Annotated in this window: 23 protein-coding genes; 11 read left to right on the forward strand and 12 right to left on the reverse strand. The window is 66.3% G+C overall.

Annotated features, from left to right (window positions below; all coding sequences use genetic code 11):
- The first annotated feature begins 124 nt into the window (after positions 1-124).
- Together EV191_RS25985 and EV191_RS25990 are read left to right on the forward strand one after the other, a co-directional pair.
- A complete protein-coding gene (locus EV191_RS25985; RefSeq protein ID WP_132880260.1) occupies positions 125-982 on the forward strand; it encodes a helix-turn-helix domain-containing protein in 858 nt (285 codons plus the stop codon).
- Between the two features lie 3 nt (positions 983-985).
- The gene (locus tag EV191_RS25990) at positions 986-1,162 is read left to right on the forward strand and encodes a DUF397 domain-containing protein (RefSeq protein WP_132880261.1); all 177 of its coding nucleotides are present in this window, start codon (positions 986-988) and stop codon (positions 1,160-1,162) included.
- A gap of 97 nt (positions 1,163-1,259) precedes the next feature.
- Here EV191_RS25990 and EV191_RS25995 read toward each other — a convergent pair whose 3' ends face one another.
- Positions 1,260-1,940, reverse strand: coding sequence for a GNAT family N-acetyltransferase (locus tag EV191_RS25995; protein ID WP_132880263.1), 681 nt, complete (start codon positions 1,938-1,940; stop codon positions 1,260-1,262).
- A gap of 186 nt (positions 1,941-2,126) precedes the next feature.
- Here EV191_RS25995 and EV191_RS26000 point away from each other — a divergent pair, with 186 nt between their 5' ends.
- Complete coding sequence (locus tag EV191_RS26000; RefSeq protein WP_165913103.1) at positions 2,127-2,765, forward strand: trypsin-like serine protease; 639 nt, start codon at positions 2,127-2,129, stop codon at positions 2,763-2,765.
- Between the two features lie 11 nt (positions 2,766-2,776).
- On the opposite strand, the gene EV191_RS26005 is transcribed toward EV191_RS26000, so the two are convergent.
- Complete coding sequence (locus EV191_RS26005; RefSeq protein WP_165913104.1) at positions 2,777-3,739, reverse strand: ferric reductase-like transmembrane domain-containing protein; 963 nt, start codon at positions 3,737-3,739, stop codon at positions 2,777-2,779.
- A gap of 81 nt (positions 3,740-3,820) precedes the next feature.
- Between EV191_RS26005 and EV191_RS26010 the strand changes: the two genes are divergently transcribed.
- The gene (locus tag EV191_RS26010; protein ID WP_165913105.1) at positions 3,821-4,213 is read left to right on the forward strand and encodes a PPOX class F420-dependent oxidoreductase; all 393 of its coding nucleotides are present in this window, start codon (positions 3,821-3,823) and stop codon (positions 4,211-4,213) included.
- A gap of 24 nt (positions 4,214-4,237) precedes the next feature.
- Here the strand turns inward: EV191_RS26010 and EV191_RS26015 are convergent, their stop codons facing one another.
- The 3 genes from EV191_RS26015 to EV191_RS26025 all read right to left on the reverse strand — a co-directional run bounded on the left by EV191_RS26015 (position 4,238) and on the right by EV191_RS26025 (position 7,572).
- On the reverse strand, positions 4,238-6,622 hold the full coding sequence (locus EV191_RS26015; protein ID WP_165913106.1) for an MFS transporter: 2,385 nt from the start codon (positions 6,620-6,622) through the stop codon (positions 4,238-4,240).
- Complete coding sequence (locus EV191_RS26020) at positions 6,619-7,269, reverse strand: TetR/AcrR family transcriptional regulator (RefSeq protein ID WP_132880269.1); 651 nt, start codon at positions 7,267-7,269, stop codon at positions 6,619-6,621. Before EV191_RS26020 ends, EV191_RS26015 begins: the two co-directional genes overlap by 4 nt.
- Before the next feature lie 102 nt (positions 7,270-7,371).
- Positions 7,372-7,572, reverse strand: coding sequence for a hypothetical protein (locus tag EV191_RS26025; RefSeq protein ID WP_132880271.1), 201 nt, complete (start codon positions 7,570-7,572; stop codon positions 7,372-7,374).
- 116 nt (positions 7,573-7,688) lie between these two features.
- Here EV191_RS26025 and EV191_RS26030 point away from each other — a divergent pair, with 116 nt between their 5' ends.
- Both EV191_RS26030 and EV191_RS26035 read left to right on the forward strand, forming a co-directional pair.
- Positions 7,689-8,936 (forward strand): Tm-1-like ATP-binding domain-containing protein, encoded by a 1,248-nt coding sequence (locus EV191_RS26030; RefSeq protein ID WP_207894717.1) that lies wholly within the window; start codon positions 7,689-7,691, stop codon positions 8,934-8,936.
- 13 nt (positions 8,937-8,949) lie between these two features.
- Positions 8,950-9,771: a phosphoenolpyruvate hydrolase family protein gene (locus EV191_RS26035; protein ID WP_132880272.1), complete on the forward strand. Its 822-nt coding sequence runs from the start codon at positions 8,950-8,952 to the stop codon at positions 9,769-9,771.
- Here EV191_RS26035 and EV191_RS26040 read toward each other — a convergent pair.
- Positions 9,768-10,415: a DUF427 domain-containing protein gene (locus tag EV191_RS26040; RefSeq protein WP_132880274.1), complete on the reverse strand. Its 648-nt coding sequence runs from the start codon at positions 10,413-10,415 to the stop codon at positions 9,768-9,770. The genes EV191_RS26035 and EV191_RS26040 overlap by 4 nt on opposite strands.
- A gap of 51 nt (positions 10,416-10,466) precedes the next feature.
- Positions 10,467-11,033, reverse strand: a complete 567-nt coding sequence (locus EV191_RS26045; RefSeq protein WP_132880275.1) for a TetR/AcrR family transcriptional regulator — start codon at positions 11,031-11,033, stop codon at positions 10,467-10,469.
- A gap of 89 nt (positions 11,034-11,122) precedes the next feature.
- On the opposite strand from EV191_RS26045, the gene EV191_RS26050 reads away from it, so the two are divergent.
- Complete coding sequence (locus tag EV191_RS26050) at positions 11,123-11,584, forward strand: nuclear transport factor 2 family protein (RefSeq protein WP_132880276.1); 462 nt, start codon at positions 11,123-11,125, stop codon at positions 11,582-11,584.
- A 10-nt stretch (positions 11,585-11,594) separates the two neighbouring features.
- Here EV191_RS26050 and EV191_RS26055 read toward each other — a convergent pair whose 3' ends face one another.
- Both EV191_RS26055 and EV191_RS26060 read right to left on the reverse strand, forming a co-directional pair.
- Entirely contained in the window at positions 11,595-13,121 is a 1,527-nt protein-coding gene (locus EV191_RS26055; protein WP_132880278.1) for an amidase, read from the reverse strand.
- Positions 13,122-13,251: 130 nt separating this feature from the next.
- Positions 13,252-14,076: a protein phosphatase 2C domain-containing protein gene (locus EV191_RS26060; protein ID WP_132880279.1), complete on the reverse strand. Its 825-nt coding sequence runs from the start codon at positions 14,074-14,076 to the stop codon at positions 13,252-13,254.
- Between the two features lie 64 nt (positions 14,077-14,140).
- Between EV191_RS26060 and EV191_RS26065 the strand changes: the two genes are divergently transcribed.
- Together EV191_RS26065 and EV191_RS26070 are read left to right on the forward strand one after the other, a co-directional pair.
- Entirely contained in the window at positions 14,141-14,350 is a 210-nt protein-coding gene (locus tag EV191_RS26065) for a helix-turn-helix domain-containing protein (protein ID WP_132880281.1), read from the forward strand.
- Positions 14,351-14,905: a Clp protease N-terminal domain-containing protein gene (locus tag EV191_RS26070; RefSeq protein ID WP_132880282.1), complete on the forward strand. Its 555-nt coding sequence runs from the start codon at positions 14,351-14,353 to the stop codon at positions 14,903-14,905. It abuts the gene before it with no gap.
- Between the two features lie 23 nt (positions 14,906-14,928).
- Here EV191_RS26070 and yczE read toward each other — a convergent pair whose 3' ends face one another.
- The 3 genes from yczE to EV191_RS26085 all read right to left on the reverse strand — a co-directional run bounded on the left by yczE (position 14,929) and on the right by EV191_RS26085 (position 18,239).
- Complete coding sequence (gene yczE, locus EV191_RS26075) at positions 14,929-15,558, reverse strand: membrane protein YczE (protein ID WP_132880284.1); 630 nt, start codon at positions 15,556-15,558, stop codon at positions 14,929-14,931.
- A 310-nt stretch (positions 15,559-15,868) separates the two neighbouring features.
- Positions 15,869-16,774, reverse strand: coding sequence for a hypothetical protein (locus EV191_RS26080; RefSeq protein ID WP_132880285.1), 906 nt, complete (start codon positions 16,772-16,774; stop codon positions 15,869-15,871).
- Positions 16,775-17,057: 283 nt separating this feature from the next.
- Positions 17,058-18,239 carry a pyridoxal phosphate-dependent aminotransferase gene (locus EV191_RS26085; RefSeq protein ID WP_132880287.1) on the reverse strand — a complete coding sequence of 394 codons (1,182 nt, stop codon included), beginning with the start codon at positions 18,237-18,239 and terminating at the stop codon, positions 17,058-17,060.
- A gap of 44 nt (positions 18,240-18,283) precedes the next feature.
- On the opposite strand from EV191_RS26085, the gene EV191_RS26090 reads away from it, so the two are divergent.
- Both EV191_RS26090 and EV191_RS26095 read left to right on the forward strand, forming a co-directional pair.
- Entirely contained in the window at positions 18,284-19,585 is a 1,302-nt protein-coding gene (locus EV191_RS26090; protein ID WP_424565505.1) for a DUF445 domain-containing protein, read from the forward strand.
- Between the two features lie 97 nt (positions 19,586-19,682).
- Positions 19,683-20,579 carry an ATP-binding cassette domain-containing protein gene (locus EV191_RS26095; RefSeq protein WP_132880288.1) on the forward strand — a complete coding sequence of 299 codons (897 nt, stop codon included), beginning with the start codon at positions 19,683-19,685 and terminating at the stop codon, positions 20,577-20,579.
- The last annotated feature ends 83 nt before the right edge of the window (positions 20,580-20,662 follow it).

The raw sequence follows: 20,662 nt of genomic DNA on the forward strand, positions 1-20,662 counted from the left end.
ACCAGCGAGACCGAACGCTACGCTTCTTCGAACAAACTGTACTTATCATAGTGATACGCTAAAACGTATCACTACATTTTACCGGGGACCATTCAGGTGACTCTGGTAGCGGTAGGATCGCTCGGTGTCGCAATCTCCTGGTCCCACGGTCCGCAAGAAGCAGCTAGGACAAGAGCTACGCAGGCTTCGCCGGGAAGCAGATATCTCGGTTGAGCAGGTGGCCGAGGTGTTGGATTGCGCGCCCTCGCGAGTTCGGCATATCGAGTCTGGCCGGAACTCACCGCGCAAGCCGGATCTCACCGTGCTCATGGACCTGTACCGGGCACCGGCCGAGGTGCGCGAAGTCCTCGAGGAAACCAGGAAAGCCGGCGCGCAGCGGGGCTGGTGGGCGACCTATCGACTGCCGAGCTGGCTAGCGTCTTACGTCGGCATGGAAACCGATGCCCGCGAGGTTCGCACGGTTGAACTGGAACTTATTCCAGCATTGCTGCAGACCCGGGCTTACGTTCGGCGGACGCACGAAGTTGCTACGCATATGGCGAGTCCAGAGGACGTCGACCGCTTGGTGGACGCCCGGTTACGTCGCCAGCAGCGGCTCAGCGCGCCGAATCCGCTGACGTTCTCGGCGATTATCTCCGAATCGGCCTTGGCGCGTACGCTCGGCGAGCCCGATATCGCCGCCGAACAGATCCGGCATCTCTTGACGTCCGCCGAATCCCCCAATGTGGCGGTGCGGGTGCTGCCACACAGTGCGGGGTTGCACACCAGCATGTCCGGATCGTTCACCGTGCTGTCATTTGACGAAGGCATTTCGGTGCCGGTCGCGTATCAGGAGTACGCGGTGGGCGGGCACCTCGTTGACGATGCCGATGCCGTCTCCCGATTGAGTGATGTCTGGACGCTACTGTGGGAGCGGGCGCACGCCGAGGACGAAACGCGGCGCCTACTGCACCGAGTACTTGATCAAGCGGAAGGCAGGTAAGTTGTGGAGGTCCGCAACTCCCTCCGGTGGCGTAAGAGTAGCTACAGCGGTGGCGGCAACAACTGCGTAGAGGTGGCCAGTTATCCCGCCTCCGTGGCTATCCGGGACACCAAGAACCGCACTGCTGGTCGGCTCACCGTGAGTTTGTCCGCGTGGTCCGCGTTCGTGGCTGGTCTCTAGCGCACCTGTACATTCACGAACGGCCCCGGTGTGGTTACAGGCATGCGCGCCGGGGCCGTCCCATGTTCGAGGTGCCCAGCTAGCAACGTTTAGCGGGCTAAACGTTGCTCGGGTGCCGGCGATCCGGGTCACTGGAGCAGGGCAGGTCGGCTGGTGTGCGCGGGTAGATGTAGAGCGCGGCTCGTTTATGCGGTAGCTCCACCTCGCCGAGTTCCGCGCCGCCGACCTTGCGGGCCACGGCCGCGTCCAGGCGTCGGGCGACCTGATGGTCGGCGGCTGGATCGGTGATCATCCGGCGACAGTGCGGGTCGGCGGCGAATACCGCTTCGATCATATGCAGCCAGATCCGGTAGGCGAGGCCACGGCCGATCAGGTCCGGCTCGCCAATGGCGCCGTGCAGGCCAGTATCGTGCGGCAGGGCCGGATAGTGGTGTGCGACCACGTCCCTTGCCGCCCGGTACAGCTCGATGTAGCCGATCGGGCGCTCATTCAGTAGCAGTAGGAACGGCCGGCAGTAGTTGCCGGCGAGCTGGGTGCGCAACTCCGCCGCCCACCGCTCGCGCGGCCATGCCTGTTGCCAGAAAGGCGCTACCTGCGGGGAGTTCATCCAGCCGTGCACAAGGTCGAGATCCGTGCCGTCCGCACGGGCGGGTACCAGTCGCCATGGCTCGGGTAGTACCGGAATCGGCGGTGCACCAACGGCCCGAACTTCGGGTGACAGGTTCTCGAATAACTCCCGCGCGCAGCGATCCTGCGCCTGGTGATCACTGTTAGTCATAAACTCTCCCCAGTTATTAAGTTAGGCTAAGCTAAGCACTTCTTTTGGGCGAAGTCCACCGTTTGACCGGATCACTCACTGTGATTGCCGCGACGGTCGCACGGATGTGCGGACACTGGCGAATCCCGTACGGCGTCCAGGGCAGTGTGGACAGATGGGCAGTACGGGTTCTCCGCTGCCTTGGAGATGCCGGAGATTGTCCGGGGTGACGGGAGTGCCTACGCGAGTGCCTGTTCCGGAGCTCTCATCGATCCACAGTGGATCATCTTGGCCGGGCATTGCGTACATGATGGTGACCGCAACCGGATCAGTGGCGAGCCGCATTACCCGATCACCGCGACTGTCGGGCAGGCGACGCGATCCGGTTCGGCCGGCGCCACGGTTGACGTGGTGCACGTGGCGCAGCACGACGCCGTGGACGTGGCGATCGGGGAGCTCGCCGCGCCGGTCGCCGATGTCGCACCGATCCCGATCGCCAGCGCGGCGCCGGAACCCGGCGAAGCCGTTCGCCTGGTCGGTTGGGGTGCCTCGGACGCGGGGCAGACCGTGCTGGACAGGCCGGACCGGATGCAAACCGGCGAGATGATCGTCAGTCGAGTGGACACCGAGCTGACCTTCATTCGGGCTTCTGAACCTGAAGCCAAGACCAGCGCTTGCCCGTGGGATTCGGGTGCGCCGTACTTCACGGAAGGCGCCGACGGCACGGTCGAGCTCGTAGCGACCGTGGTCGATGGACCGGCTTGCCCGCACGGGGAGGAAGAGAGTGCCGCGCGCGCCGATGTGCTCGGCCCGTGGATAGCCGAGCACACCAGCACCGTCAGCTAGCCGGCACGCGCTCAGTCGTGTTGGTGGGTAACGCTGCTGGGCTCCTCGCGTGGGCGCCCACCGTCCTGACCGGAGACGATCACCCAGACCAGGATCGGCAGGAGCAACGCCGTGGCTATCCGGCCGGCGATCCGCGTCGCTCGGGAAATGCGTGGTTGGCGCCCCTTCGTCGGCGCGTCCTTGGCTGGCAACCGTTCGCCGCGCCGTGCCGGTCGAAACAGCCGGATGAGTAGCAGCACCACGATCGGGATCTGGATGGCCCACAACACCGTGCGCGGCCAGCCCGAGTACCACACATTGGTGCCATAAAGCAGCGTGTGCCAGATGCTCAGCGCGTAGCTGATGATCACGGTTCGGTGCAGGATGCGCCAGGTACGCGGCCCGATCCGGTTGCGCAGATAGAACGTCAGGCCGAGGAGCATCGCCAGATACAGGCCCGCCTGCCCGATCGGGATGGCAAGCGCGCCCGTACCGCTGGTGTATCCACCGGGCACGAACGTCTCGACCAGTGCGCCGAAAATCCGGGCCGGCCACGCTTTGTCGGCCGCATCGCGCACCAGTTCGGCGAGGAAGAGCACGGCATGCGCGAGCATCAGCACGATGGCGCACAGGCTGCTGGTCCGGTGTAGTCGCTCCAACCGCGCGGAACCCCACGGTAGGCGCGGCCCAGGCCCTGACGTCAGCAGACCGAGCACCACGGTCAGATAAGCCCAGAGTAGGCCTGTCCAGCCGAAAGCCTGGCTGAGCAGGTACATCCAGAACTCGGCCGGATCGGCAAGGAACGGCATCACGGCGGTCGTATCCGCCCGGCCGGCGCGCATCCGGAAGTAAAGGAAGACGAACACGCCCGCGGTAAGCAGCGCGGCGACCAGGAACTCCGGCACCGTCGCGCGCAGGTCCGCGCGCAGTCCACGGGTTTGCCTGGCCGAACCCGCCGCGCCAGTAGCCGGAGCACTCGTCGATTCGTCGCTCACGAGAAGAAAGTCGGCTGGACGGCAGGAAAAGTTCCCGTGGGTGCCTTGCCCTTTCTCCAGGGCAAGGTAAAGATGCCAGTCATGCCAGGTGAATCCGACGAGTACTACGCCCTGCGGACGTTTCGCAAGGACGGGTCGGCGGTGTGCACACCGATCTGGTTGGCCCCTGCCGGCGGGCAGCTGTATGCCTACACGCCCGCTCGCTCCTGGAAGGTCCGGCGGATCCGGCGCGATCCACGGGTCGAGTTCGCGCCCTCGGACTTCCATGGCGTGCCGCATGCGGCATGGCGATCCGGTCAGGCCCGGGTGCTGCCGGCCGCCGAACTACGCACGGCCAAACGCGCGATGACGGCGAAGTACGGCAACAAGTTCCGCTGGTTCACCATCATCACGCTGCTTGGCAGGGCACGAAAGCGCGGCGGGCGCGCGGTAGGCATCGAGATCACCACGTCCACTAGCGAGCACGCCACGTAACCGCGTTCTTTCAGGTTAGCGAGGCTAGCCGCGGTCGGCGCGTACGCCGATCTCGGAGTGGGTTCCGCCCGCTTCGGCCAGGTTGACCTGGGTCGTCACGGTGGTGGTTACCGTGTACTCGCCCTCCTCCAGGTTCTCGAAGGCGTACTCGCCGCCGTGCGTGGGTTGCGCGCTGGCGATACGGGTCCCCGCCGCGTCGTACAGCGCGACCTCTACCTCGGCCGCGCGAGTCGCCCTGGGCACGTGCACGGTGCCGGTGAGCCGCAACGCGCGCGGCATATAGACGTCGTGCACCTCGCGCGGCGAACCGCCGACGACCGTCTGGTCCGCGATCGGCCGATGCCCCTCCGCGCTGACCACCAGCGTGTAGGGCCCGGACGCGAGCCCGGCGAACTCGTACTCGCCGGCCGAATTCGCGATCGTCGATCCGATGACCTCGCCGCGCTCGTCAACCAGCGAGATCGTCGCATGCGGCACATTCCCACCGCCCACGCTGTACACGGTCCCGGTGAGAGTGCCCGCGCCGCCCAGCCGAACCTCCACCACCGAAGGGCCATCTCCGATGGACACCGACAGCGCCTGCGGTAGATAGTTGCCGGCCGCGGCGAGCAGCGTGTAACCGCCGGGCTCGGTGGCCGGCAGGCGGAAGCCGCCGTACTGGTCACTCACCGTCCGGCCGATCTGGTTGCCTGCCGGGTCGATCAACGTGATCGCGGTTCCGGGCACCGCCTCACCACCGGAGCGCAGCACGCTGCCAAGCACCCCGCGCGTACCCGAAATGCCGGGCAACGCGGGCTCGGTCGGCTGCTCGACCGCCGGCTCGGCGAACGCGTGCACCGGATCGTCAATTGGCCCATCATCCGATTCGGCCGCCTCGCCAGTCGTGGTAGCAAGCGGCCGTTCCTTGATGAACAGGCACAGGACGAACGAGACAAGGAAAAGCGGTGCCAGGTACAGGAACGACGGCGTCAACGAGTCCGCATAGGCGTGCACGAAGAAGTCCCGCACCCCCTCCGGTAACGCATGGACCAACTGCGGCGTAATGGATTCGGCGTTCAGCCCACCCGCGCCGCTGGCCTGCTCGGGTAGATCAGCCGGCATATCCTGCAACTGGTTGGTCAGCCGCGCCACGAAGATCGAGCCGAACACCGCGGTGCCGATCGATGCGCCGATCTCCCGGAAGAAGTTGTTGCTCGAGGTTGCGGTGCCCACATCCTTGGCCGGCACCGCGTTCTGCACGATCAGTACGAGCACCTGCATCATCAGACCGATACCGGCGCCGAGTACGAACATATAGCTGCCCGACTGCCACAGCGAGGTATCCGCGCCCATCGTGGCCAGTAGCAGCATGCCGACGAAGGCGATCAGGCTGCCCGCGATGGGATAGATCTTGTACTTGCCCGTTTTACTGATCAGCTGGCCGGACACGATCGAGGTGACCAGCAGCCCGCCCATCATCGGCAGCATCAGCAACCCGGAGTTGGTCGCGTTCGCCCCGCTGACCATCTGCAGGAAGGTCGGCAGGAACGCGGCCGCGCCGAGCAACGCGAAGCCAACCACCACACTGACCACAGTGGATAGCGTGAACACCGAGTCCTTGAACAGCTTCAGCGGCACGATGGGCTCGGTGACCTTGGTTTCCACCAGGATGAACAGCCCGGTGGCGACCACGAATCCAGCGGAGAGCCAGAGGATGACCGGCGAGGACCACTCGTAATCCTTGCCGCCCCAACTGGTGACCAGAATCAAGCAGGTGACCGCCGTGGCCATCAGCACCGTGCCGAGGTAGTCGATCCGCGGCCGGACATTGTTGCGGGGCAACTTCAGCGTGGTGATCGCGACGACCAGCGCGATCGCCCCGAGCGGCAGGTTGATCCAGAAACACCAGCGCCAGTCCACGTGGTCGGTGAAGAAACCACCGAGGAGCGGACCACCGATCGAGGCGAGCCCGAACACCGCGCCGAAAACACCCATGTAACGGCCGCGATCACGGGCCGGCACCACGTCGGCGATGATCGCCTGCGCCAGGATCATCAGCCCGCCACCGCCGAGTCCCTGCACGCCGCGGGCGAAGATCAGTGCGGTCATGCTGTTCGCGATCGCGCAGAGCAGCGAACCGACAAGGAAGATCGCGATCGCCGCGACGAACAGGTTCTTCCGGCCAATCAGGTCGCCGAGCTTGCCGTAGATCGGCATACCGATGGTCACCGCGAGCAGATAGGCGGTGATCATCCACGCTTGGTGTTCGATACCTTGCAGTTCGCCGACGATCGTCGGCATCGCGGTGGCCACAATGGTCTGGTCCAGCGCGGCCATGAACATCGCGAGCATCAGCGATACGAAGATCGCCGCGATCTGCTTACCGGAATAGCGCGCTGGCGCCGTGGTTTCCGGGGTGATGCTGGTCAACTGGGGCTCCCAGGGTTCTCGCGCGGAACCGCGATGATCAGCTCGCGCGCGGTCTCGAAGGTTGTCTGGATGTACTCGTGGATCGGCCGAGTACCGTTGCCGCGGAGCCATTGACTGAATGCGGTGCGCATCAGCATGGTGACCATCGAGGCGGTCACCTCGGCCTGCGGCCAGTCGGTGTCCAGTTCGGTGCGTTCGCGCAACACCGCGACCAAACCCCGCTGGGCCGCGTCGAACGCGCGAAGCTGTAGTGAGAGCACTTCCGGATACCGGTCGAGCACTTCGTGGTGCGCCTCGACATTCGCGACGGTCGGCTCGTGCTCGCGGACATAGCGCAGCAGTGCCGCGTACACCTCGGCGATCAGCTCACCGGGCCCGATCCTGGCCGGTAGCTCCGCGGCCAGCGCCGCATGACCGTCGTCCACCTCGACGATCAGTGCGGCTTCCTTGCTCGCGAAGTAGTTGAAGAACGTGCGGGGCGCGTAGCCGGCCTCCGCGCAGATCTCCTCGACGGTGACCTGTGCCAAACCGTCCCGAAGTACCAGGTGCAACGCGGCTTCGTGCAGCTCCTGGCGAGTGATCCGCTTCTTTCGTTCCCTGAGGCCCTCGTTCGGGTCGGGCGCGGCAGAAGAGGACGCAAAGGGCATAGGCCAAAGATTGCAGAATGTGTAAAGATGCGCAAACTGCAAGATCACTCGAAGGTGCGAAGTCTGGTGTGACCTGCTTCATCCTCGCAGGAGGCGGTCTGCTTAGACGGGCGGAGCGAGTCCGTTCTGGTAGCCGCGCCCCTCGCACCATTTGCACGGCCGGCCATTGTCGATGGTTCGTGCCTGCCCGGCGATAATCGCGCACTTCGGATCGGGCGTCATACCGGCTCCGCCGCACACGTGGCACACGGTGTGCAGGCCGATTGGCTCACCCAGCTCCTCGGGCTGCTCGTCCTCGTCCACGGGTCCAGGCTACCCAGCGCTAGCAGTCCGGCTTGTGCCCGGCTGCTAGCGCGGCGGCGGTTTGGCCGGCAGAGTGACGGGGACGGGACTGGGAGCGGGCCGGAAGGCTGGATCGGATGACGGCGTCGATGGCGAAGGTGCTGCTGGTCGGCACACTGGACACGAAACGAGACGAGTACCTGTGGCTGCGTGCGCGGCTACGGGAGCTCGGCTGCGCGGTCACCGTGTTGGACGTGGGTAGCTATTCGGACGGCGCCGGCATCGCCGACTATCCACCGGTCGAGGTTGCCCGCGCGGCCGGCGCGGACCTCGATGCGCTGCGTTCGGCGAACGATCGCGGTGCCGCGCTGGTGGCCATGGCCGAGGGCGCGGCCAAGCTGGCGCGCCAGCGCTACGACGCGGCCGAGGTGGACGCGGTACTCGCGGTTGGCGGTTCCGGTGGCTCCTCGATCGCCGGCAGGGTGTTCCAGGCGCTGCCCATCGGCCTACCCAAACTGCTTGTGTCCACTATGGCTTCCGGTGACGTGCGGCCCTATGTCGGCTCGGTGGACGTCACGCTGATGTATTCGGTCGTGGACATTTCCGGCATCAATTCGATTTCCGAGCAGATACTCGGCAATGCCGTCGCCGCCACCGCCGGGATGGCCAAGCGCTTCGCGAGCGCCCGTGGCGACACGAGCACTGACCGACCGGTGATCGCGGCTTCGATGTTCGGCCTGACGACTCCGGCGGTGGACGAGGCGCGGAGCTATCTGACCGAACTCGGTTACGAGGTGCTGGTTTTTCACGCCACCGGAACCGGCGGTCGGGCACTGGAAGCGCTTGCCGCTTCCGGCCTGCTCGCTGGCGTGCTGGATCTGACCACCACCGAACTGGCTGATGAGCTCGTTGGTGGGGTGCTCAGCGCGGGGCCCACCCGGCTGGAAGCCGCTGGCGCGCGGGGCATTCCGCAGGTGGTCAGCCTCGGCGCGCTGGACATGGTGAACTTCGGCCCGCGCGAATCCGTACCGGAGGTGTTCGCCGGGCGGCAGTTCCTCGTGCACAACCCGACGGTGACGCTGATGCGCAGTACGGCCGAGGAACTGGCGGAACTGGGGCGGATCATCGCCGGCAAGCTCGTGGCGGCACGCGGGCCGGTCGAGGTGTTCCTCCCATTGCGTGGCTTGTCCGGAATCGACTGTGCGGGCGGCCCGTTCGCCGACCCGGCCGCGGACCAGGCGTGCTTCGAGGCGCTGCGCGCTGGGCTGGCCGGCAGTGCGGTTACCGTGCACGCGCGGGAGAGCGCGATCAACGACCCGGGTTTCGGCCGCGCGGCGGCACAGGCACTGCACGCGCAGATCACCCGCGCGAGCAGTGTGGACTGAACGGAGGACATGGATGGATCGGGAAACCGCGCTTGGCCGGTTGCGGGCAGCGGCGGCAGCTGGTCAGCCGATTATCGGAGCGGGCGCGGGTACCGGGTTGTCCGCGAAAGCCGCCGAAGCGGGCGGAGTTGACCTGCTGATCATCTACAACTCCGGGCGTTACCGGATGGCCGGGCGCGGCTCGCTCGCCGGCTTGCTGCCGTACGGCGACGCGAACGCGATCGTCTGCGAGATGGGTAACGAGGTGCTGCCGGTGGTACGCGACACGCCAGTGCTCGCCGGCGTCTGCGGCACCGATCCGTTCCGGCTGATGGGCCCGTTCCTCACCCAACTGCGTGCGGCCGGGTTCGCCGGCGTGCAGAACTTTCCGACCGTGGGGCTCTACGACGGGCTGTTCCGGCAGAACCTGGAAGAAACCGGGATGGGGTTCGCGCTCGAGGTGGACATGATCCGGCTCGCGCATGAGCAGGGCCTGCTGACCGCGCCATACGTGTTCGACGCCGAACAGGCGGTGGCGATGACCGAGGCCGGTGCGGATGTGCTGGTGCCGCATATGGGACTGACCACGAGCGGGACGATCGGCGCGCGCACCGCGATGACGCTGGACGAGGCGGCTGGCGCGGTCCAGCGGATGCGGGATGCCGCGGTGGCTGTCCGGTCAGATGTGCTGGTGCTCTGTCACGGTGGCCCGATCGCCGAACCGGCGGACGCACAGTACATATTGGACAACACGACGGGCGTAGCCGGTTTCTTTGGCGCGTCCTCAATGGAGCGATTGCCCACGGAGAAGGCCATCTCCGCGCAGACCGAACGGTTCAAGGCCCTGCGTGCCTAACCAGCTTGCTGCCCGTCCACGTAGAGCTGGACGCGTTCCTGCGGGATCGCGATCAGGCCGGCGATTTTCGCGCTCTCCGGAACCGGCGTCGGATACGACCACGCCAGGTCAGGGTAGAGCTGGTCGCCGATCCGGAGCGACCAGTAGCGTGCCGAGCCCTTGTACGGGCAGTGCGTGACGGTGTCGCTCGGTTCGAGTAGCTCCATTCGCACGTCGAGCTTCGGCAGGTAATAGCGGACCGGCAGGTTGGTCTCGAACAACAGTCGTGGCGCGCTGGAGTCCGCCACCACCACGCCGTCCGCCTCGATCCGCACGCGGCGCGAGCTGGCGAGCACGTCGATCCGTACTCCCGGGTCGCGCGGGTGCACGAAGACCTCCTCGTCTTCCTCGAACCAGGCATCCATTGCCGCCCAGTCCAGCCGGACGTGCTCGCGCAAGCGGTCATCGCCGCCCGGATACGTCACCGCGTCCGGGTTGATCAGCTCGGTCCGCAGGTCCGCGGCCGGCAGATAGTAGACCGGGTAATACGGCGTTTCCCACACCAGCAACGCGCGGTGGGTATCCACGACCGTCTGCCCGCCGGACTGCGCCCGGATCCGTTTGGCCGTGGGTTCCACCCGAACCCTGCCGCCTTCGGCACCCATAGTGGCCCCAACACGGCGTTCGGCCGGGATATTTCGCTTGAAAGTCAGGAATCAGGACACCCCGAGCATGCTCGCGACGGCGGCCCGCGCATGCCGGGCCGGGGCGGGCTCGCCACTGATACCGGCCGTCACGATGGCTCCTTCGGCGAGCAGGAAAACCGGTTCGGCTACCGGTAGCTGGGTGGCGTGCACCCATTGCGCTACCTGGTCGTGGAAAGCCCGCTTATGCGATCGGACTTCGGCCAGTACCGCCGCCGATGACGCGCCGAGCTCGCCATGCGCGTTGATCCAGGCACAGCCGCGGAATCCGGGCTCGGCGAACCAGTCGGCGAGCCAATCGAAGATCGCGAGTACCCGTTCGCGGGGATCGGTGACCGGCTCCACGTACGCGGTCAGGCTCGCTCGCCATCGCTGATCGCGGCGGTTGAGCACGGCAAGTACCAGGTCCTCTTTCGTCGCGAAGAACCGGTAGATCCGCTTCAGCGGCAGACCGGATGCCGCCCGCACGGCGTCCATGCCGATCGCCTGGATGCCCCGCGCATAGAACAGTCGCTCCGCGGCGTCGAGCAACGCGTCCCGGTCCATACGGTGCTGTTCCTCGGGGATCGGGGCTGGCATCTGGACTCCCTGGCGTTGAGAACGGTCGTTCCCTATTGTAGGTTCCAGCCGTAGAGAACGGTCGTTCTCGATATGAGGAGGTTCCACGAATGTCCGAAGATCGCCCGCCGTACCCACCATTCACGCAGGAGACGGCCCTACAGAAGGTTCAGGCCGCCGAAGATGCGTGGAACACCCGCGACCCGCAGCGGGTAGCGCTGGCCTACACGCCGGACTCGACCTGGCGGAACCGGGACACCTTCGTCACCGGCCGCGCGGAGATCGTCGCTTTCCTGACCCGGAAATGGGAGCGCGAACTGGACTACGCGTTGCGCAAGAGCCTTTGGGGCTTCCGGGAGAACCGGATCGCCGTTCGCTTCCAGTACGAGTGCCGGGACGGCAATGGCCAGTGCTGGCGCAGCTACGGCAACGAGCTCTGGGAGTTCGACGAGCGCGGCCTGATGCGCCGCCGCGAAGCGAGCATCAACGACGTCACGATTTCCGAGGCCGATCGGCGCATTCATGGTCCGCGGCCCAAGGAGGAGTACGGTCTCGACATCCCACTGCAGTAAGCGCTGGCCCTCAGCCTGGCAACGGGAACCCGCCGACCGCGGCCTCGTAGCCGGCCGCGACCGCGAGGCAGCTGGCGTCGTCGAAGCGCGGACCGATGATCATCATCCCGGTCGGCAGGCCGGCAACCTGTCCGGCTGGCACGGAGATGGCCGGATGTCCGGTCACATCGGTCGGCGAGGTGTTGGCGATCATGCCGAGTCCGGCGGTGACGTACTCCGCCTTGCTGGCGTCCGCGCCGGGAAACTCGCGGGCCACATACGGCACGGTCGGCAGCACCAGCACATCGACCTCGGCGAGCGCCGCGTCGTAGGCCGAGGTGAGGCGCCAGGCGAGTTCCCTAGCCATCGCATAGTGCCGCCCGCCGTGCTTCTCCTTGGTGTACTTGCCGGTGAGCATGGTCAGCTTGACGGTCTCGGAAAGCTGCTCGGCATGCGCGATGCGGCCCTGCGCGTAATGCGCGATCATCTCGGGGTCGTACCGGCCGGCCCAGTTCATCCCGTACCCGTTGCCGTCCACCATCTGGGTCGTCGCGCCCTCGGTGGCAAGCACACTCCACACCGCGAGCCCGTCCCGGTGCCACGGCACGGTTATCTCCCGCACGTCGGCACCGGCATCGGCGAGCACCCGGGTGGCCGCGAGTACCGCGGCATCCACCTCGGGCTCGGAGAGACCGGGAATGCCGAAGCCTTCCTGAAGTATGCCGACGCGGACACCGCGTAGCCCGGCGTTCAGGCCCGCGCGGTAATCCTGGACGTCGGGTAGCCGGGCCTGTCGTGGGTCGTACCCGTCATCGCCAGCGATCACCTGCAGTGTTTCGGCTGCTGCCGCGACGGTCCTGGTCATCGGCCCGAGGTGATCGATCGTGCTCTCGATCGGGAAGGCTCCGGTGTAGGGCACCAGACCATGGGTTGGTTTATGTCCGACGATGCCGCAGAACGCCGCCGGCATGCGGATGGACCCGCCCTGGTCACCGCCGATCGCGAAGTCAACCTCGCCGGCCGCCACCAGTGCGGCGGACCCCGATGAGGAACCACCGGTCATCCGCGTGCTGTCCCAGGGGTTGCGTACCGGGCCGAGCGCGCTGGTATGGCTACCACCGGAGAAGCACAGGTCTTCGCAGGTCGCCTTGCCGGCGATGGTCGCGCCGGCGTCCAACAACCGGCGCACCACCGTCGCGTCGGTGCTCGGGGTGTAACCCTCGACGGCGCGGGACCCGTTCATCATTGGCACGCCAGCGACCGCGATGTTGTCCTTGATCGCGACCTGCTTGCCGGCAAGTGGGCCGTCCGCGCGCTCGGTGATATCGGTGCGTACATACCAGGCGCCGTAACGGTTTTCCGATTCGGCCGGCCAGTGATGCGGGCGTTCCGGGGCGCGTTCGCGGTGCTGCTCGTAGAGCCGCGCCACTTCGTCGAAGGCGGTCAGGGAACCGGTGATCAGCTCGCGGAAGGACGTCAGATCCGCCTCGGAAAGGGCCAGGCCGTAGCTGGCGGCGAGTTGCGCGATATCGGCGTTGGACGGCGGTTCTACGGTCATGCGGTCCTCCACGACGTTGGGCAGGAGCCTGATCAACCGGTAATCGTTGCGCATTTCTGGCGTTGAGAAAAGTGCGCTAGCTGCTGGTGACGTCGCGTGTTCGCGTTCTTTAAGGTTAGCGAGGTTGCGTTCACCAGTTGGTGAGCAGCGCGAGCGCCTGGTCGTCGTGCAGCTTCGGACGCGGCCAGCGAGCACCGGTGTGGTCGGCTCGTTCGGCGGCGCGGATCGCGTCGAGTACCGACTGGGGGCCTTCGGCGCGAGCGAGCTCGAGGAGTTGCGGCCAGGTGTACAAGCCGTAGTCGTCCACCGCGCAGGACACCCCGTCGGTCGCGAGTAGTACGGCGTCGATCGTGGCACGCGGCCAACTTGCGCGCCTTGCCTGATGGGCCGCAGCCGGATCTGCCTCGGCAACCCAGAAACCGCCCTCGACGTTGCGCCAGCTGCCAGTACGCCGGCTGCCTTCGGTAACCGCGGCAAGATGTTCCTCGCCGAAGCCGGCACCGGTGCGCAACCGGGAGCGGTAGCCGCCAGGTCCACGGGGCAGATTGCCGAGCCGGTCATCGGTCAGCGCGGCCCAGCTGGCATCGCGATGGAAGGCGATGATCGGCGAATCCGCCAGCACCAAGGCATCCAGCTGCTGCTCCTGCCACCGCAGCATGGCGACGGTGCTACTGGGTGCGGCACCGGGGCGGAGCCCATGGGTGTCGCGCAGGTCGGCGATGGACTTGGCAAGTGTCTCGGCGAGATCCGCGTGCGGTTCGGCGGTGAGCATCGCGCCGAGGCGGGCGCTGAGCTCCTCGGCGTACCAGCCACCGGATGGCAAGCCCGCGCGCAGCGTGGTGGCGCCGTCCAGCACCAGCACGGCGTTGTCCAGTACGACGACGCGGTCCTCGGTAGGGCGGCTGGCGCCCCGCACGTCCACTCCGGCCTGCTCGGCGAGCTCGATTCGCGGCACGTTCGCACGGTATCGCTCGTCAACTATGGTTGACACCGCACGATTGTCAACGTAAGTTGACGGCATGAATGAAGCTACCGACCTGGCGGCCAGGGCTGGCGACGCGGATCCGCGTATCGGGTTGCGCGCGGTTGCCGCGTTGCGCCGGCTGCTCGAACAGCTGGAAGCGGTACAGGTGCGCAGTGCTCGGGTGCATGGCTGGGCATGGCAGGAGATCGCGGCCGAACTCGGGGTGAGCAGGCAGGCCGTGCACAAGAAGTATGGGAGGCGTTAGATGTTCGAGAGGTTCAGTCCCACGGCGCGGGCCGCGGTGATCGGCGCGCAGGAGATCGCGATCGAACGCGATGCCGAGACGATCGAGGTCGAACACCTGCTGTTCGCGATGCTGGACGGAGCGGACGAGCCACTGCGTGGCTTCCTTGCCGAGCATCGGATTGACCGCGCGCTGATTGAAGCGGATCTTCGCGAACTGCGCCGCAGGGGTGGGGTCAGTGATGCCGATGCCGCAGCGCTCGGCGAACTGGGCATCAACGTCGAGCAGATCGTGTCCAGTGTGGAGCGTGCGCACGGCGAGTACGTGCTCGCCGGGGCCAGGGGATTCAAGCGCGGGCGGTTCCGGGGCACCCGCGCGCACCGGCCGTTTACCCAGGGGGCGAAGCGGGTACTCGAGGGCGCGCTACGCGAGGTCAAGGAGCTCGGCGCCGGCCAGATCGGAGCCGAACACTTGATGCTTGCGCTGCTGAACGGCGAAGGCTCGCTGGTGGACGTGCTCGGTTCCCGTGGCCTGCGCTACATCGACCTGCGCCGTGACCTCGCGAAGCTCCACTGACCCGCTAACCCTAACGAGTGCGGTTACGCAGGATCACGTCGGTGCCAGTAGGTGTAGCGCAGGAAGAACTGCGTGGCGGGGCCGATGCCCAGCGCGTACAGCACCGTGCCGGCCCCCACGGTGCCGCCGAGTAGCCAGCCGCAGCCGAGGACGACGATCTCGATCCCGGTGCGCACTACCCGCACCGAGCGCCCGGTGCGGGCGGCGAGGCCGGTCATCAGTCCGTCCCGGGGTCCGGGGCCGAGCCGCACGCCGACGTAGGTCGCCGTGGCCAGACCGTTCAGTGCCACGCCGCCGACAAGCAGGGCGATCCGTGCGATCAGTGAGTCCGGCGTCTGCAGCAGGGCGAGGGTCAGGTCCACGGTCACCGCGATGAACACGACATTGGCCAACGTGCCAATTCCGGGCCGCTGGCGCAGTGGGATCCACAGCAGCAGTACGATCCCCGCGGTGAGCGCGGTGGTCAGCCCAAAGCTGATGTCGAGTCGCTTGGTAAGCCCTTCGTGCAGTACATCCCACGGGCTGAGGCCGAGCACGGCGCGGATTTGCATCGCCATGCTGACGCCATAGAGCACCAGGCCGACGGCCAGCTGGGGCAACCGGCGGGCAGGCGCTATGGAGACCGGTGCGGGGCGGAGGTCCAACTGAGCCATAAGACCATTCTTGAGCCAAATGCCGAGCCATTCCATGGCCAATTTTGGCCAATTGGCTAGCTTCTGGTGTGGTGCTGGCCACGAGCTGCCCAGGCGAACGGCCATGGCTGGTTCTGGACAGTGGATGGCCCCGACGTCGCGGGGGCAACGCGACGCCGGGGCCAGAATCCCGGTCCCGCCGGGCGCGGTCGGCAAGACCGGGGGCTTGAAACGGAACGCGTACCGGTCGACTCGGTGAGCGAGCTGGTTGCTTGGCCGCTGCCAGTGCTGCTTTTCGGTGTCGGCGCCCGGTTACCCGTCCAGCGCCGGGCTAATCGGGCGAGACGACAGGAAGGCCGGCGTTGTCCGATCTGGTGGGCGCTTCGCTATGCCGTATCACGCTGCCGGTCGGCAGGAGCTGAAGGTCGCCCGTAGTGGAGAGGATCGCTTGCGGTGTACGGGATCCGCCAAGATTGTCTGATGTGGACTTAGCGGTGCCGCTCGGGGGCGCGGCTGGCTGTGGCGCCAGCTCGGTGGTTGGCGAGGGGTGCTCGACATGCCCGTTCGGATGCTGGGCCGGGCGATCCGTGGTGGGCATGACCGTGGTCTGTGTTTGATCCGTCGTCGCGCGTGCCTTGTTCGGCTGCGCCGGTAGTCGAGCGTTATCCGTCGCCGGAGAGCGCAAACCGGCCGGCGCCGCATCGGCTGCCACGCCGTTACTCGGCTCGGCTGGCTGTTCGACCGGTCCAGCCGGCTGACCGGTGCCAGTTGTTGAATCTGAGCCAGTTGTTGGTTCTGGGCCAGGTGTCGGATCCGGGCTCGCCGGCTGGTCTGGTCGGCTCGGCTGGGGCTGCCCGGATTCCCCAGGCGGCTCTATCGGCAGGCTGACCGGCGGCAGGTCTGGCGTGCTCACTGGTGGGGCGGCGCCGCGCACATTGTCCGTGACGGTCCGCACCGCATCGGTCAGCCCGCCTACCGCATCACCGACGAGCTCCGCATCAACCGCCGGCTCAACGATCCTGAGGTCCGGGATCGGTTCACGGTCCGTGTCTGTCGCTATGCTCGACGTGATCGTGTCGGTGGTGGACGGTGCATCTTCGGCGGTCTGCCCGTGTTCGCTTGCACTGGCTGCGGAACTGAGTAGTGCCAGCAACAGCCAGCCGGCCATCAGGGAGCCGGCGATCGTCAAGGTGCGCACGGCAACCCGCCAGATCGCGGTCTGAGACGCGCAGGCCATGCCGACGGGCGAGTGACCCGTGGTCTGCGACCGTGCGGCTGGCCTCATTCTGAACGCGTGCCTTCGTATCGACGATTTACCGTGTCCAAGGAGTAGGCCCGAAGTTTTTCACCAATTTCGCCTCGCGGCTAGCCCGTTCCGGATGGTTATACCCCAGCAGGCGCATGTCGGGGCGCACGGTCGCAGAACTGATCACGTTCCGTTGTTCGGTGATCTCGTCGGATGCGGCTATTCGCGCGAGTTTTCTGGTGTCGCGCATGTGGACAGTAAAGGCGAAACCGGCTCACTTTCCGTTCGTACCGCCGAGTTGATGCAATCGCTCGATAGCTTGGTCGAGCACTTCGTCCCGTTTGCAGAATGCAAATCGCACAATGTGTTGCCAGTCCGTGGGATTGTCGGTGAACACCTGCACGGGTACGGCGGCTACGCCGACGCGTTCCGGCAGTTCCCAGCACAGCTGTGCGCCGTCGGTATAGCCGAGTGGTCGCACGTCGGCGCAGATGAAATAGGTCCCGGCGCTGGGATGGACCCGGAAGCCGGCCGCGCGTAGCCCATCAGCCAACCGGTCTCGCTTGTCCTGTAACGATGCGCGCAACCGCGCTACCCAGTCCATTTCGTTGCCCAACGCATAGGCAACCGCGGGTTGAAACGGTCCACCGCCAACGAAAGTGAGGAACTGCTTAGCCGTTTTCGCGTCGGCGACCAGCTGCGCGGGGCCACAGATCCAGCCGATCTTCCAGCCGGTGCAGTTGAACGACTTGCCAGCGCTGGAAATGGTCAGCGTACGTTCGGCCATCCCGGGCAACGTGGCCAGCGGAATGTGCTCCGCTCGATCGAAGACCAGGTGCTCGTACACCTCATCGGTGATCGCGATCAGGTCGTGCTGGACGCAGACCTCGGCTATCCCGGCGAGTTCGGCGCGGCTGAATACCGTGCCGGTCGGGTTGTGCGGCGAGTTGACCAGTATCGCGCGGGTCCTCGGGCCGATGGCCGCCCGCAGGCCGGCCATGTCCAGTGCGAACCGGCCGTCTGGTTCCGCCCGCAGCGCGACGACCTTGCGATTGGCGCCGGCAAGCGCGATCGCGGCCGCGTAGGAGTCGTAGTACGGCTCGATCACGATGACCTCATCGCCGGACTCGACCAGGCCGAGCAGGCAGGAGGCGATTGCTTCGGTAGCACCCACCGTGACAAGAACTTCACGGTCCGGATCGAAGTCCATGTCGAACCGGCGCCGGTGTTCGGCAATCGCCTTGCGCAGTGCGGGCAGTCCAGGGCCGGGAGGGTACTGGTTGAACCCGTCGGCGATCGCTTGTTGCGCGGTGCTGAGCATGCCCGAAGGGCCATCGGTGTCCGGAAAGCCCTGGCCAAGGTTGACCGCGCCGGTGCGAGTGGCCAGTGCGGTCATCTCCGCGAAGATGGTCGAGGTGTAGGGCCGCAGCCGCGGCACAAGGGTAGGTTCACGCACGATTGTCGATCCTCACGGACAATGACCGTGTGGAGCAACCAAGCATCGCGGCGCAGCGCCCGCAGCCAGCCGATTCGCCGGCAAAGCCGCCCGGCGCTGGGGTGAACGATGAGGCCAAACGGGCTGGTCTGCGGCGGATGAAGCTGGTCGCGCTCGGGTTCCTGCTCGGCGCGACGGTGATTTTTCTGTTGAGCAGCTGGTGGCTGTCGGAGGGTGCACCCGGCTGGGTTGGCTACGTCCAGTCCGGCGCGGAGGCGGGCATGATCGGCGCGATCGCGGACTGGTTCGCGGTCACCGCGCTGTTCCGGTACCCGCTCGGCATCAAGATCCCGCATACCGCGATCATCCCGACCCGCAAGGACGCGCTCGGCTCCAGCCTCGGCGAGTTCGTTGGGACGAACTTCCTGGCCGAATCGGTGGTTCGGGACAAACTGGCCAGGGCGGACCTGGCGAATCGGGTTGGTGGCTGGATCGCCGAGCCGGCGAATGCGGAGCGGGCAACCGCGGAGCTGGCCACCGTGCTGCGCGGTGCGGTGACGGTGTTGCGTGACGAGGACGTGCAGGCGGTAATCGAGCAATCCCTGGTGCGCCGGCTGGTCGACCAGCCGTGGGGGCCACCGCTAGGCAAACTGTTGACCGGTGTGTTCACCGACGGTTCGCACCACCGGCTGGTTGATCTGCTCTCCGATCGCGCCTACGAATGGGTGCGGGACAACTACACGACGGTGCTGCGGGTCGTGTCCAACCGGGCGCCAAACTGGTCGCCGAAGTTCGTGGACGAGATGGTCGCGGATCGGGTGTACGGCGAGGTGCTGAACTTTGCCTGGGCGGTGAAGACCGATGTGAACCATCCGATGCGGTTGGCGATCGACAAGTTCCTGCTGAAGTTCGCAAGCGATCTGCAGGATGATCCAGAGACCATGCGGCGGGCGGATCAGGTCAAGTACCAGGTGCTGGAACACCCCGAGGTGCAGCGGATCATCGGTACGGCGTGGTCCACGGCGAAGGGCATGTTGCTCAGCGCGGCCGAGGACCCATCCAGTGAACTGCGCGTCAGGGTCCGGAATGGACTGTCCGCGATCGGCACCCGGTTGCAGCGTGATGCCGAGTTCCGAGCCAAGGTCGATGGCTGGCTGGAGAGTGCCGCGACCTATGTGGTGAACAACTATCGCGGCGAGATCACCACACTGATCACCGACACGGTGGAGCGTTGGGACGCCGAGGAGACCTCGCGCAAGATCGAGCTCCAGGTTGGCAAGGATCTTCAGTTCATCCGGATCAACGGCACGGTGGTCGGCGCGCTGGTCGGTCTGGCGATTCACGGTATCTCCCAGCTGCTCTTCTAGCCGGCACGTTCCGTCGAGGCTCGTACGCGGATCTGCGTAGTGCCAATCCGATCGTGCGTGGACGACCGCGTATGCCTGCCGCGCGCAGGATGCGGATATGACGGAACTCCTGGTCGAGACGACCGACCTGACGAAGTACTACGGCAGTCGCGCCGCGGTGGACCATATTGGACTACAGGTGCGGCGTGGTGAGGTGTACGGCTTTCTCGGGCCGAACGGTGCGGGCAAGACAACCGCGCTGCGCATGCTGCTCGGCCTGGTGCAGCCGAGCGAGGGCACCGCTCGGGTGCTCGGCAGGCGCCCTGGCGATCCGGTGGCACTCGCCAGCATCGGCATGCTGGTCGAGGCACCCGCGGTCTATCCGTACCTGTCCGGTAGGGACAACCTGCGGGTGCTCGCCCGCTACGCGGGGGCGCCGGACTCCGCGGTAGCGAAGGCGCTGGACGCGGTTGAGCTGACCGACCGCGCGGATGATCGCACGGCGAGTTACTCACTGGGGATGCGCCAGCGGCTCGGCGTGGCCGCGGCACTGCTCACCGAACCGGAACTGCTGATCCTTGACGAGCCAACCAACGGGCTCGATCCGGCTGGGATGGCCGATATGCGGGAGCTGATCTGGCGACTCGGTGCGCAGGGACGTACCGTCCTGCTTTCCAGTCATCTGCTCGGCGAGGTACAGCAGATCTGTGACCGGGTCGGCGTGCTCGCCGAAGGACGGCTGCTGCGCCAGGCAAGCGTCCGCGAGCTACGCGGGCAGGGCGCTCTGCGCATCGTGGCCGATCCGATCGACCAGGCGCGGGCGCTGCTTGACCAGCGATTCGACGCGCGGCGGGTACGGCCGGACGGTGAATCACTTTACCTGGACATCGCGCCGGAACTGGCCGCCGAGGTGAACAGGGAACTGGTGCGGGCCGGTATCGCGGTGCACACCTTGGCATGGCGTGAGCCATCGCTTGAAGAGATCTTCTTCGAACTGACCGGGGGATCTCAATGATCGTGTCAAGCGTTGATGGCTGCGGGTGTGCTGGTTTGCCAGGGACGGTTGTCGCGCAGCAGTGCCCAGAGGACGTCGACCAG

It is taken from the genome of Tamaricihabitans halophyticus, assembly GCF_004340875.1.
GTDB classification, from domain to species: Bacteria; Actinomycetota; Actinomycetes; order Mycobacteriales; family Pseudonocardiaceae; genus Tamaricihabitans; species Tamaricihabitans halophyticus.

What these genes read in the sequence shown, in the direction of transcription:
- EV191_RS26000 (WP_165913103.1), top strand. Translation starts at nt 2,127, where the DNA reads ATGCCGGAGATTGTCCGGGGTGACGGGAGTGCCTACGCGAGTGCCTGT.
- EV191_RS26055 (WP_132880278.1), bottom strand. Translation starts at nt 13,121, where the DNA reads ATGACCGTAGAACCGCCGTCCAACGCCGATATCGCGCAACTCGCCGCC.
- EV191_RS26030 (WP_207894717.1), top strand. Translation starts at nt 7,689, where the DNA reads ATGACGGCGTCGATGGCGAAGGTGCTGCTGGTCGGCACACTGGACACG.
- EV191_RS26010 (WP_165913105.1), top strand. Translation starts at nt 3,821, where the DNA reads ATGCCAGGTGAATCCGACGAGTACTACGCCCTGCGGACGTTTCGCAAG.
- EV191_RS26070 (WP_132880282.1), top strand. Translation starts at nt 14,351, where the DNA reads ATGTTCGAGAGGTTCAGTCCCACGGCGCGGGCCGCGGTGATCGGCGCG.
- yczE (WP_132880284.1), bottom strand. Translation starts at nt 15,558, where the DNA reads ATGGCTCAGTTGGACCTCCGCCCCGCACCGGTCTCCATAGCGCCTGCC.
- EV191_RS26045 (WP_132880275.1), bottom strand. Translation starts at nt 11,033, where the DNA reads ATGCCAGCCCCGATCCCCGAGGAACAGCACCGTATGGACCGGGACGCG.
- EV191_RS26040 (WP_132880274.1), bottom strand. Translation starts at nt 10,415, where the DNA reads ATGGGTGCCGAAGGCGGCAGGGTTCGGGTGGAACCCACGGCCAAACGG.
- EV191_RS26095 (WP_132880288.1), top strand. Translation starts at nt 19,683, where the DNA reads ATGACGGAACTCCTGGTCGAGACGACCGACCTGACGAAGTACTACGGC.
- EV191_RS26035 (WP_132880272.1), top strand. Translation starts at nt 8,950, where the DNA reads ATGGATCGGGAAACCGCGCTTGGCCGGTTGCGGGCAGCGGCGGCAGCT.
- EV191_RS26050 (WP_132880276.1), top strand. Translation starts at nt 11,123, where the DNA reads ATGTCCGAAGATCGCCCGCCGTACCCACCATTCACGCAGGAGACGGCC.
- EV191_RS26065 (WP_132880281.1), top strand. Translation starts at nt 14,141, where the DNA reads ATGAATGAAGCTACCGACCTGGCGGCCAGGGCTGGCGACGCGGATCCG.
- EV191_RS26080 (WP_132880285.1), bottom strand. Translation starts at nt 16,774, where the DNA reads ATGGCCTGCGCGTCTCAGACCGCGATCTGGCGGGTTGCCGTGCGCACC.
- EV191_RS26020 (WP_132880269.1), bottom strand. Translation starts at nt 7,269, where the DNA reads ATGCCCTTTGCGTCCTCTTCTGCCGCGCCCGACCCGAACGAGGGCCTC.
- EV191_RS25995 (WP_132880263.1), bottom strand. Translation starts at nt 1,940, where the DNA reads ATGACTAACAGTGATCACCAGGCGCAGGATCGCTGCGCGCGGGAGTTA.